7 protein-coding genes are annotated in these 6,531 nt (G+C 63.9%); 4 read left to right on the forward strand and 3 right to left on the reverse strand.

The window, feature by feature from the left end; all coding sequences use genetic code 11:
• Positions 1-181: 181 nt before the first annotated feature.
• Positions 182-937, reverse strand: coding sequence for a hypothetical protein (locus CHC09_RS44650; protein WP_143232960.1), 756 nt, complete (start codon positions 935-937; stop codon positions 182-184).
• Between the two features lie 408 nt (positions 938-1,345).
• Here CHC09_RS44650 and CHC09_RS44655 point away from each other — a divergent pair, with 408 nt between their 5' ends.
• Positions 1,346-2,938, forward strand: a complete 1,593-nt coding sequence (locus CHC09_RS44655) for a sensor histidine kinase (protein ID WP_089299346.1) — start codon at positions 1,346-1,348, stop codon at positions 2,936-2,938.
• Positions 2,939-3,128: 190 nt separating this feature from the next.
• Here the strand turns inward: CHC09_RS44655 and CHC09_RS44660 are convergent, their stop codons facing one another.
• Positions 3,129-3,350, reverse strand: coding sequence for a hypothetical protein (locus CHC09_RS44660; RefSeq protein ID WP_143232961.1), 222 nt, complete (start codon positions 3,348-3,350; stop codon positions 3,129-3,131).
• A 279-nt stretch (positions 3,351-3,629) separates the two neighbouring features.
• Between CHC09_RS44660 and CHC09_RS46045 the strand changes: the two genes are divergently transcribed.
• From CHC09_RS46045 to CHC09_RS44675, 3 genes are all read left to right on the forward strand, one after another.
• Positions 3,630-4,013 carry a hypothetical protein gene (locus tag CHC09_RS46045; RefSeq protein WP_143232962.1) on the forward strand — a complete coding sequence of 128 codons (384 nt, stop codon included), beginning with the start codon at positions 3,630-3,632 and terminating at the stop codon, positions 4,011-4,013.
• A gap of 313 nt (positions 4,014-4,326) precedes the next feature.
• Positions 4,327-4,578 (forward strand): hypothetical protein, encoded by a 252-nt coding sequence (locus CHC09_RS44670; protein WP_089299349.1) that lies wholly within the window; start codon positions 4,327-4,329, stop codon positions 4,576-4,578.
• Positions 4,579-4,807: 229 nt separating this feature from the next.
• Complete coding sequence (locus CHC09_RS44675) at positions 4,808-5,326, forward strand: DUF3995 domain-containing protein (RefSeq protein WP_089299350.1); 519 nt, start codon at positions 4,808-4,810, stop codon at positions 5,324-5,326.
• Positions 5,327-5,441: 115 nt separating this feature from the next.
• Here CHC09_RS44675 and CHC09_RS44680 read toward each other — a convergent pair whose 3' ends face one another.
• Positions 5,442-6,365 carry an ADP-ribosylation family protein gene (locus CHC09_RS44680; protein ID WP_089299351.1) on the reverse strand — a complete coding sequence of 308 codons (924 nt, stop codon included), beginning with the start codon at positions 6,363-6,365 and terminating at the stop codon, positions 5,442-5,444.
• Positions 6,366-6,531 lie beyond the last annotated feature (166 nt).

Here is a 6,531-nt window from a genome sequence, read left to right on the forward strand (position 1 = left end):
GCCGCCGCCCGTACACACCGTCACCTACCGAGTGGGACTAGATCTGCCCCGCTCGGCCCTGTAGGGGCAAGATCTGAGATTACTCATTTGCCGCGAGTCGCGCGCTACCCAGCGTGACGGCGAGTCGGGATCGCCCAGTAAGCGGATCTGCCGAGATGAAGGCGTCAAGACCAGCCTGGTTTCAGGCTCCATTCGTAAGGTCGGCGACTTGTGGAATCGCTTGGAACTGAGCAAGGGCTGCCTCTGAGCCGATGGCCGGACGGAGGTCAGCGCGATTCGCATACTCGTGAATTGCGCGGGCCAGAAACTCCGCGTTGATGCCGGCGGCCGACAGCAGGTGCGGATCACCGCCCCGAAGCCCGCGTTTGCGTACCAACTCCGGATGCGCGAGGTAGAGGATCACTTGTTGGGTATCGCGCGGTAAGGCAGCACGAGGAACAGCCAGAGCTTCCCAAGGCACGAAGAGGGAGCCGAACGGTTGCCGGTCGTGGATGCCTTCCGGATACAGGCGAACACCGAACGAGCCCAACGCCACGTACAGGTGGACAGCGACGGCGAGCATTCCAAGTCCTGCCGTCGCGGCATCCATAAGCCAGAGTTCGTCGCCGTTGACGATGTCACCGACGTTCTCGGCCACGATGCCGCCGCACAGGATGACGAAGGCCGCGGCGGTGAACACCGGGGCGAGATTGACCGGAGACGCGAAGGACGGCGGCTCTGCCCGCACGAACAGAAGTGCGGGGTGGTAACGCGCTGCCGCCAATTGGGAAAGCCTCAGCATCAGCAGAAACAACGTGACCGTGACTGCGAGCGTTGCCGTCCAAACGCCCCAGGGGCCTAGCTGGGTCAAGACACCCATGCTCGCGGCGACGACGACCATACCGAGCATAAACAGCCGCTTCCGGCTGGCCACCAGTGCGAAGCCCTTGATCAACACGGGATGCATGGTAGGGCGCACACCCGGGTTCGGCACTATTGGCTTGTTGCCGCTGCTAACGCCACGACGTTCCGTGACCAATTTGACGCCGTTCATGTGCGCCTGCGTCGCAGACGCATGCTCTACTGCCGCCGTCCGGGCGCGCTGGCCACCGCACGCCGTCATGCTCCGTGATCGGCTCCCCGTGGGGTCGGCACCCAGAACTGCCGATGAGCGGATGGCCGGTGAGTGAGCGGCGTACTCCCAGACAGTTCGCAGCTATGGCGCAGCAAGGGCGCAGCGGGCTGATAAAAAATGTCGACATGATAGTTCGGATCGAGCCCAGGCGAAGCAACGTTCAGCCGCGCATGATCCATACACTGCGCGGCGTTGGGTGCGTACTGCGCCAACCTTTTGTCTGAGCCCCCGGTGACATTGACCGAGCGATTTCGCAGCTCGATCCCGCGGCAGCCCAACCTGCGCCGCGTCTCGTTGCGCACCAAGCTTGTCGCATCCGTGCTGATCCTGGTGTTCGCGGCGCTCTCGCTGATCAGTCTGGCCAGCGCGTACGCCTTGCACGGCTACCTGATCTCGCGGATGGACGACCAACTCCGCTCGTTCGCGGATACCTCCGTAGAGACCGCCACCGCTAACAATCGCGCGCTCACCCACTACTGGGTGGTCGTGCCACCGGACTATCTGGCCGCCGTGACCTCGGTCTCCGGCGTGGGCGACGTCTACGCCGATGGCAAGCTGACCGCCGCCGACCTGCCGACGATCCTGTCCGACCTCGCCGAGATCAACGCCCATGCGAACATGCCGTACACGGCGCACTCGGCCAACGGCAAGTACGTGTGGAGAATGTTGGTAATCCGCCTTAGCAATGGCTCGGTGCTGCACGTCGGGCAGCGGATGGCCGGCATCGACGATGCCATCGCCTGGCTGGTTCGCGCCGACGTGCTGGTCGGCGTCGGGGTGCTGATCACGCTCGCCTCAGTCGGCGCAACCCTGGTGCGGCAGAGCCTGATCCCGCTGCTGCAGATCGAGCGCACTGCCGCCGCGATCGGCACCGGTGACCTCACCCAGCGCGTGCCCGACCCCGAGGACCACGAGGGCGTCGAGCCCACCACTGAGCTGGGCCGGTTGTCGCGGGCGCTGAACGCAATGCTCGCCCAGATCGAGGCGGCCTTCATAGCGCGGGCGCAGTCCGAGCAGGCGGCCCGGGAAGCAGCCGAGGCTGCCCAGCTCTCCGAGGCGAGGGCGCTTGACTCCGAGGCGCAGGCGCTGTCCTCCAAGGCCCGGGCGCTGGCATCAGAGGCGAAGATGCGGCAGTTCGTGGCCGACGCGTCGCACGAACTGCGCACCCCGCTGACCACCATCCGCGGCTTCGCTGAGCTCTATCGCCAAGGCGCCGTCCCCGACCGCGACGGCATGGCCAAGCTGGTGCGCCGGATCGAGGACGAGGCCGCCCGGATGGGCCTGCTCGTGGAGGACCTACTGCTGCTCGCCCGGCTCGACCGGGAACGGCCGCTGACGCTCGGTCCGGTCGAGCTGCCGGTGCTGGCGCTGGACGCGGTGCAGGCGGCCGAAGCTATGGCGCCTGATCGCCAGATCACGCTCGAGGTCCGTGACGAACCTGAACAGCTCGTCGCGTACGGTGACGATGCGCGTCTGCGGCAGGTAATCGGCAACCTGATGACCAACGCGCTCGTGCACACGCCGCCGGGCGCTGCCGTCACGCTGCGGCTGTTCGCCGAGCCGGGCGACCGGGCGGTGGTGGAGATCGCCGACACCGGCCCGGGCCTGTCCGAGGAGCAGAAGGCGCACGTCTTCGAACGCTTCTACCGCGCCGATGGGGCGCGTACCCGGCATACCGACCGGGCGGCGACCGGCACCGGGCTCGGACTGGCGATCGTGGCGGCGATCGTGCGGGCGCATCAAGGAACCGTCGAAGTGATCGGCGAACGAGGCCGTGGATCCACCTTCCGGGTCACTTTGCCTGCAAATTCAATGCGCAGTTGAAGGCTTCTTCACCACTCACCGCAGTGTCGAATTCGTCCGCGTTATTCTGCCACAAGTCGATCGTCAGGTACTATCGAGCCCGTCACGCGCAGTAACCGATGCTGGAGAGGCTCAGACAGGCGGATCTGCCGAGATCAGTGCGTGTAGGGGCCGCTCATACATCCCCCGCGAACTCAACTCTGAGATTGCCTCATAGCCATTCGATGCGCCACTCGGATACGCGGAACAGGTTTGCCAACTCAGCCACGTCTTTGGCCCAATAGTCACCGCCGTCAGAAGGATTTTTAATATCGTCAACCAGGAACACGTAATATCCGTGGGTGACCTCGGCGTCGAGGGTGACACGAATGAAGTAACCCTTATTCTCGCCGTCCAACACGCGACCATATCGGTCAATCGGAATATCTGACATCGCGATCCTCAGCTCAACGGCATTGAGTCATGACTGGACAGTTTGGGAGTCAGTCAGACGGTTCGAGCCGTTCCCACCAGCACCTTGGCGCCAGCCTGCCATGACCGCAGTCGTCTTGTTCGGTCACCGGCTCTGCTCGCCAGCAGAGGGAAGCGCCGTCACTCTCGGTGGCCGGCGTCCATGCCGGGCGGTACCCTGAACTGCTTGATGTGAGTGCGCCTGGCGGCAGTGTGCGATATGTTAGCGCCCTCTCGGCGGCGTCGATACCGGAGTTGAACAATGGACCCGACTTTGCATGCAGTTTGGAACCATTCCATTGACGTATGGCTTGACGACGCCTTTGAAACCGCCTCGCAAGGCACCAGGATGTTGGCGGGAGTTCAGCACCTCCACAACAACGTAATTCCGGAAGGATTGGCGTGGGCCGTCGAAACGTTCGAGGAGGTTACGTTCCGGCGAGCTGCCGAAGGGCTTAGATACTTCGGCTTCCCGGATCTCGACCCCTTCTTCACGGACCTGCTTGCGAACCGCGAAGATCAAGACTACATCAATTCCAGGGAGGATGAATATCTCGAACTCTTCCCTGAGGACGAGGAGCTCGAAGAGGCTATCCTCGCGCGGCTGTCCGCGTTTCCCGACGAGTTCGATAACGGCGAGCCCTAGCAGGCGACATGGGGCAGGCCTGCGCTCACTCAACTGCCGCGATCCGCGCTGCTGGCTTCGGGCGCATAACCTAGGCCTGACAGGGAAGGACTACCGCCGGACTAGCGGTTTCGATCCGCCGTAGAGGTGGACTCGATGGTCGATTTCATGGTCCGGCTTGCCCGAAGTAAGGCCGCTGACGTCGGTCTTGCGTCTCGGCTGCGCTCCTGGTCGACGGCGACATCTCATTCCAGCTTTCTGGGAACCCCAAGATTGATCTGAGTGTAGGGTGCATATTCAGCGTCTATCGCTGGGTTCTGGAAAGTGAAGACTGATGGATAGGATCATTTCGGCCTTGGTTGCGCTTGTCGGACTTGCGATCATCATCGAAAACCAAAAATTTCCCGACATTGCCATGACTAATAGTCGCGAGGTCTTCGGTAGGGAGATTCGGGAAGGAAGTCGGGAGCATCGCTTCACCGTCATATTTTCGCGCTTGCTAGCGATATTTGCGGGCTCGGCTATGCTAATCTGCGGGTCGCTTGATGCGCTGATGATCGATTGGCGCGGCGCACTTCTGAAGTAGCACGTTCGAAGATCGAGCCCGGGATTGAATCACGAGCCGTCCGATTCTCCAGTGTTGAAGTGATCAATACTTGGCCTTTGCCCTGTCGGCGCACTTACCTGCCGCAAGTCGGTCGTCAGGCGCCATCGAGCCCGTCACACGGGGTAACCGGCGCTGGTGCGGCACCAACAGGCTGATCTGCTTGATGAGCGGATGTTCGCTCCTGGATCGCTACTTGTAGGGTCCGCTGATGAGCCTGTCCAGCGTCGAAGCGCGAGCTGTCTGGTACCGGTGTTGTGGCTGGGCGGCAACCGTCTGGGCCGGCGCCTTCGCCGTCCTGCACTTCTACTGGGCGCTCGGCGGGACTGTGGGGTTGGCGGTATCCGCCGGCCCGAATCTCGCGGCCGAGCGCCCCGCCTGGTTCGTCGCGGGAGGGCTGTGGGGCGTCGGCATGCTTTGCGTAGCAGGGGCGTTGGTAGCGCGCGAGCTCACGCGAAGCCGACTCCGTGGTATCACGAGTGTGCTGGTCAAACGTGCTGGCTGTGTTGCCGGCCTGATCCTCCTTGTACGAGCGACAGCTGTAGAGGTCCTTCTTCTCGCGGGGCCGACTCTGAACGAAACGGTGGGCCCGGCGCACAGATTTTGGACCCTTGCCTTGTGGAATCCCTGGTTCGCGGTCGGTGGGATCACCTTCTTGGTGGCCAGTCTCGGATACAAGACCAAAAGGGGCGGACAAGCCGGTGTCGGATCAGACGACGGTAAGAGCTGAGCGAGTATCTTCACCGTCGCAACCACCCGTAGATCGCGGTGCGCGGCGTGCCGATCTGCCGCTGATAGAGCGCGGCGGGTGAGAGGCTGCGTCTGTCAAGCCTCGTGCGGCTTCCTCAGGATCCATCGGTGATCAGCACCTCGACCGAGCGGAGGTCGCGGTGAGCGGCGTGCACCGTAGCGATCTCGGCTAAGGCGTCGCGGCCGAGCGCATGGTAGGCGCCGAGGAGCAGGTCGAGGCCGGCCTGCCGATGTACGTCGAGGTCAAGCCAGTGCAGTTCGCTGCCGACAGCGCGCGCAAGCGCGGGCTGCCCCGCGGCGAGCTGGCGGCGGGCCTCGGCGATCCACTCGGCGGCCCGGGCCGGATCTTTCTGAAAGGCGTCGAGGCGGGAACCAGATGCGGCTACCTGTGGGTTCCCGCTGCCCTGCGGTAACAGGGGCATGAGCGACACGGCGAGGTAGGACCGGGGCGCTGACGCCAAGTGGGGCGGTCGGTCTTGCCGCAGTGCCGCTTCGTCGGCAGCCGCATACCAATCGAGGGCATCGTTCAGCGGAGTGACGCGCTCGGCCTCCTCCCGGTCATCGCCGTAGTCACTCAGGAACCTATCCACCTCCTCGCGCACTACGCGGAGCAGCGTCGGCGCGGTAGACGCCCAGGTCTCGGCCGAGTCGCGGGCGTAGTTACGGGCGATAATCGTAGGCAGCTCGGCTGGGTCGTCGAACCAGAGCCCATAGTGCAGCCCGTCAGAGCTACCGCTCATAACTGTCACGAATTCGGCCGGGTCGCAGCGAAAGCGGGCGTGCAACCGCTGGTCGAGCCCGTCACGGCCGCGCTGGTCGAGACCGCCGTCACGGAAATAGTCGGTGACGCCCCAGGGCGAGATGCCCATCTCGTTGAGGGCACCGCCGTCGCTGGCCGCGAGAGCCGCGAATACCGCGACATGACGTGGCAGTCGCAGTCCCCAGAGCCGTTGGATCCTCTCCGCGACCAGCGGGAACCGCTCTGTCATGATGCGCAGGGCGTCGTCTCGCGATGTCATGGCGAAATCGTATGACCCTGCCACGACGAGCTGCCGTCGTGCCTACGGGCAGTTTCCGGGCAACGCATTGTTCTGCCGCAGAGAACGCTCGCCGGCTGGCATGCGATCAATCATCGAGGGCCATCGTGAAGGCTGGCCCCGCCGTGCGGACATCCAACCGGCCGTG

The organism is Actinoplanes regularis, from assembly GCF_900188005.1.
In the GTDB taxonomy this organism is placed as follows: domain Bacteria; phylum Actinomycetota; class Actinomycetes; order Mycobacteriales; family Micromonosporaceae; genus Actinoplanes; species Actinoplanes regularis.